Source organism: Methylobacterium sp. V23, assembly GCF_002917135.1.
GTDB lineage: Bacteria > Pseudomonadota > Alphaproteobacteria > Rhizobiales > Beijerinckiaceae > Methylobacterium.
Genome location: NZ_PDHT01000131.1, coordinates 1 through 1,137 on the forward strand (window position 1 = coordinate 1; position 1,137 = coordinate 1,137).

General features: G+C 63.0%; 3 protein-coding genes. All 3 read right to left on the bottom strand.

Features of this window, described 5'->3' with window-relative positions; translation table 11 throughout:
• Position 1: 1 nt before the first annotated feature.
• Positions 2 to 262: a hypothetical protein gene (locus CRT23_RS27610; RefSeq protein ID WP_056218729.1), complete on the bottom strand. Its 261-nt coding sequence runs from the start codon at positions 260 to 262 to the stop codon at positions 2 to 4.
• Positions 263 to 418: 156 nt separating this feature from the next.
• Positions 419 to 844: a hypothetical protein gene (locus CRT23_RS27615; protein ID WP_103712643.1), complete on the bottom strand. Its 426-nt coding sequence runs from the start codon at positions 842 to 844 to the stop codon at positions 419 to 421.
• Positions 844 to 1,137 (bottom strand): helix-turn-helix domain-containing protein (locus tag CRT23_RS27620; protein WP_146056571.1); only part of this gene is annotated, 294 nt, incomplete at its 5' end. The genes CRT23_RS27620 and CRT23_RS27615, both read right to left, overlap by 1 nt.

The following is a 1,137-nucleotide window of genomic DNA, read 5'->3' on the forward strand; positions in this document are numbered from 1 at the left end:
ATCAGCAGCGGTTTCCGCCCGAGGTCTGGCCGTACTGTTGGGTGGGGAAGTTCTGCTGGTTGGCGTTGCCCTCGGCGGCCGAGCTCATCGGGCAACCGAGATAGGCCGGGGGACGGCGCACATCGTTGACCGAGCCCGTGGTCTCGACATCGTAGGGGGCGAACGAGGTGTAGCGGGAGGGGCTGTCATAGGCCATGGCGGACGAGATCGGAGCAACGCCAAGGACAAGGGCGGTGGCGAGGGCGGCGATACGGGTCTTCATTGTGGCTTATTGGCTCATTCACAGTACGAACCAAATGTCTGGCTCGTTTCTCTCTGTCTGAAACTAATATGGGGAGGCCATTGCATTCTTGACGTGCCAAGGAACACGTGGTGGCTCGGATTAAACCCGAGCTCGACAGATCCAGTCTCAACGATCCTAGTATGGGCCTCGGAACAGATCGCCTAAAGCTCTGCGCTTGAACAAGGTATACCAGCGCCGACGCTGATGTTCGGGCCGATCATGGTTCATATGGCAGCGTTGGCAGAAGGCAGCGAGGTTCCGAGCCATGTTGTTCGCCGTGTCATGATCACGGTGCCCGGTCGCCAGAACCACGCGCGTGGTGCGCACGCTTTCCAGAACGTCATCGGCCCCCATCGCCAAACAGATGAAACGCCCGGTCCCATCCCGCCAGGAGCCCGCCTCTCCATCCCACCAGCGCCCATCGCCGAGATGAAAGACGCGCTGTCCATGCGGACGAGCGCAAACCTCACAGCGGCCCTTGGCTCGTTCGAAGCGGATCACGGCCGAGAGCTGGGGCCAGTCGATGGGATAGAAGAAGCGGTGCTCGCGGCGGATCGGCATCAGGAGGACACCCGTCGGATCGCCGCAGCAGCAAGGTCGGCCTGGCTCCGGGTACGTGCCTGGGGGAAGTAGTTGTAGAAGGTGTCCCGGCTGACCCCAAGGCGCTTGGCGATCGCCGCGATCGAGATGGTGCCCGAGTGCAGTAGGGCGCGACCGGCCTCGATGTCAGCTGGCGTCAGCTTCTTCGGCCGACCGCCTTTGCGCCCTCGCGCCAGGGCCGCCTTCAGCCCCTCCATGGTGCGCTCGCGGTTGAGGTCGAGGAAGTACTCGGCCATGGCACCGTGCATCTGCAG

Coding starts and splice junctions, on each gene's coding strand:
- CRT23_RS27610 (WP_056218729.1), bottom strand. CDS start 262: ATGAAGACCCGTATCGCCGCCCTCGCCACCGCCCTTGTCCTTGGCGTT.
- CRT23_RS27615 (WP_103712643.1), bottom strand. CDS start 844: ATGCCGATCCGCCGCGAGCACCGCTTCTTCTATCCCATCGACTGGCCC.